Here is a 1,770-nt window from a genome sequence, read left to right on the forward strand (position 1 = left end):
AGGCAACCAGCGGCGAGACGACGAAAGGGGCAATCAGGGCAAGAGACAAATAGGCGGCGAAGAATCCGACCAAGGCGTGCTGGCGGTATTTGGCGGGCATGACAAACATCGCCGCCACGAAGACAATCGCCAGATTGACGCCGGTCGATTGGCCGTAGAGCAATGTCAGCACGGCAAAGAGAGCCGCAAGCCCCTTCCAGACCAGCCTCGGCTGCGCAAGAAATATGACGGCAAAAAAAGCTCCGTAGACCGTGATCTTGTGGAGGGTGAAAACATTTTCCACAAATCTTGGATCTTCGGTCAAAAACGCAAAATACAGTTCCCAACCCATCACCGACACCAGGCCAATCAACATGCCGAATAACGAGACCCGTGCCAGCCGGTCGCGTTGAGCGTCCGGAAGCGCCAGAATGCACTCAAACAGCAAGATGGCGGCGACCGAGTAGCCAAACACGTCCTTCGCCGCCATGAGAGAGCGGCTCGCGTCGATCGACCACAGGGCGCTCGACAGGACAAAGCCGGACAAGAGAGCCAGAGTGACGGCCAGGCCTATCGTTGCCCTGCCAAAGCGTGCCCCCTTGGTAAAAAGTGTAAGAGCACCCATGAGTGCCGCGACAAATGCCAGGGCAGTGGGAGACATTTCGACGAAGACGAAAAGGGCGGGAGAGAGGGCGTAGAGGCCCAGCAACATCCTGAGGCCTAGTTCATCGCGACTGCTGGTCCATACCGGAAATCCGCCCAAAGTGACGGCATGGCATTTCTGAAAAAAGGACATTCAACTACCGACTCAGGGAACGTCCATACAGGATAGGCCATCTACGGGAGGTTTCCACCTCAACGTTCGATGCGCCTTCCGGTTGCAGCGCTGCCGCTGGCAATGAAATGCGGATTGGCAAAGTCCTCGTCATCGGCCTGGTTGCGCTTGCCATAGCCCAAGGGCTTGCCGTCCAGCGTGCGCGTCGTGCCGCCGGCGGCGCGCAGCACCGCGTCACCCGCCGCGGTGTCCCATTCCATGGTGCGACCGAAGCGCGGATAGACATCCGCCTCGCCATTGGCGAGGAGGCAGAATTTCAGCGACGAACCGACCGAGACGATCTCGGCGGCGCCAAGGTCGCGAATATAGGCTTCGGTTTCCGGCGTGTTGTGCGAGCGGCTGGCGACCACTGCCAGCGGCGACGCGGCCGTTCTCACCGAAATTGGCCGACGGGCGATAATCTGGTAATCGCCGTCGATGTCGAGGACTTCCGCCCTGCCCGGCAGACCGGAAAAGAAGCGGCCACCGCAAGGGGCGAAGACGACGCCAACTTCCGGCACGCCATGGCGGACAAGCGCGATATTGACGGTGAAGTCGGTGCGCCGGTTGACGAATTCCTTGGTGCCGTCAAGCGGATCAACAAGGAAGAAAGCCTCGCCAAGTTCGCCCGGCATGACACCGGCAGCCGCTTCTTCCTCGGCCACGCAGGGAATGTCGGGGAATTCCGTACGCAGGCCGGCAAGAATGATCTTCTCGCTCTCGCGGTCCGCCTCGGTCACTGGCGAGGAGTCCGATTTGCGGTCGACCGCGCAGCCGGCATGGAACACGCGCATGACCTCGCGCCCGGCCGCCAGCGCCAGCCGCTCGAAGATTTCGAGCATCGGCCTGTCGTCAGATGCCGCCGCCATTGTCATATTGCTCTTCGGCAATGTCACGCTCGTCCAGCCAGTGTTCCAGGGTATCTACCATCTCTTCGGCCGACTTGCCGAGCGTCTTGAGATGGATCTCCGGTTTCT

2 protein-coding genes are annotated in these 1,770 nt (G+C 60.4%); both read right to left on the reverse strand.

Annotated features, from left to right (window positions below):
• Positions 1 to 775: hypothetical protein (locus EOA36_RS34750; RefSeq protein ID WP_145969492.1), on the reverse strand; the 775-nt coding region annotated here is incomplete at its 3' end.
• A gap of 59 nt (positions 776 to 834) precedes the next feature.
• Positions 835 to 1,635, reverse strand: a complete 801-nt coding sequence (cysQ, locus tag EOA36_RS34755) for a 3'(2'),5'-bisphosphate nucleotidase CysQ (protein WP_189553521.1) — start codon at positions 1,633 to 1,635, stop codon at positions 835 to 837.
• Positions 1,636 to 1,770 lie beyond the last annotated feature (135 nt).

This window comes from Mesorhizobium sp. M8A.F.Ca.ET.021.01.1.1 (genome assembly GCF_003998025.1).
Taxonomy (GTDB): Bacteria; Pseudomonadota; Alphaproteobacteria; order Rhizobiales; family Rhizobiaceae; genus Mesorhizobium.

Excerpts from the sequence above, each read along its gene's own strand:
- cysQ (WP_189553521.1), bottom strand. The coding sequence starts at position 1,635 with ATGCTCGAAATCTTCGAGCGGCTGGCGCTGGCGGCCGGGCGCGAGGTC.